General features: G+C 76.2%; 1 pseudogene. It reads right to left on the reverse strand.

Features of this window, described 5'->3' with window-relative positions:
* Positions 1–971 (reverse strand): annotated as a pseudogene (locus GT354_RS41675) (PucR family transcriptional regulator); the annotation flags it as partial.

Consider the following 971-nt stretch of genomic DNA (forward strand, 5'->3'; position numbering starts at 1 on the left):
GCCGGCCCGGGACAACCGAGGCGCCGGATCGCCGACCGCGCCGCGTACCGCCACGCCCAGGTGCGCGTGCGCCGCCGCGGCGATCTCGCGCGCCCACGTCAGCACCACCGACTCGGCCGGCGGCGCGGACAGCACGACGTACAGGCGCCCGTCGAGCGAGGCGACCTGGGCGTGACTGTGCCGGGCCGCGGCGTAGACCGAGACCAGGTTGGCGAACTCGGTCCGGGCCAACTCCTGGGCCGACTCGTCGGGCACGGGCGGCGGTATCGCGTAGCCCACGACCACCACCGGCCGCGCCGCGTCGAGCCCCAATTGCGCGGCGGCGGTCCGGGCCGCGATCGCGCCGGTGAGCAGGCCCGCGACGATCTCCCGGTTCAGCGTCGCCTCCGCGGGCAGTCGGGTACGACGCCGGACCAGGTGCAGCGCGGCCACCCGCGCGGCGCCGAGCAGGACCTCCTCGGCACGCTCGGCGAACGGCTGCCGACCCTCCTGGACCCAGATCGTGCCCAGCGGTCGCCCACCCGCGTGCACGCCGACCGCGAGCCGGCGGCGGATACCCAGATCGGGGCGCTCCTCGACGGCGACCACGTCGGTCGTGGTGCGCAGGCGGTGCAACACGCCCCAGTCGCGCAGCCGGGCCATGTACTCCTCGGGGCCCTGCCGGCCCAGGATCGACAGCCGGCGCAACTCGTCGGTCTCGTCGGCGCCGGACGTGCGCGAGTAGGCCAGCATGCGGTTCGCGGTGTCCTCGATGCTGACCCCGCCCCCGGTGAGCAGCGCGGTGGTCTGCGCGAGCGAGAACAGGTCGCCGCCGTCGGGAGGATCGGTGTCGGGGGGCTCGTCGAGCGCGGCGTGCGCGAGCGTGGCGACCTGCTCCCAGCGTGCCTCCGGCCGGACCGCGAGCAGCACCACACCGGCCGCGTCCGCCGCCTCGCGCAACGACGCGTTGTCGGCCTTGACCGCGAGCGCCG

The sequence above is a fragment of the Streptomyces sp. SID3343 genome (assembly GCF_009865215.1).
Classification (GTDB): Bacteria; Actinomycetota; Actinomycetes; order Streptomycetales; family Streptomycetaceae; genus Embleya.